Raw genomic sequence first — 277 nt, forward strand, 5'->3', positions numbered from 1 at the left:
AGATGAGGGAGCCGATTGTGGGGTTAAATTGTTTTTATTATCAGTTTTATTATCCATTTTTACGCGCTCGTTTCCTTCAAGTGAGGCTTTGATACCCTTTTTTATTTACTTCAATGTTTATCTTCATTATCTGTGAATTGAAACGCATGATTAGGTCTGTTAAAGCAAGCATAGCGATTTCTAGCATCTGAATCAAATTGTAAAGTTGGATAATTACACGCATTATCGAGCAAAATTTATACTGTTTTTGGGAAAGCTTAAGTGAGATGAAAAAGAA

This window comes from Bartonella sp. AA2SXKL (genome assembly GCF_042197205.1).
Taxonomy (GTDB): domain Bacteria; phylum Pseudomonadota; class Alphaproteobacteria; order Rhizobiales; family Rhizobiaceae; genus Bartonella.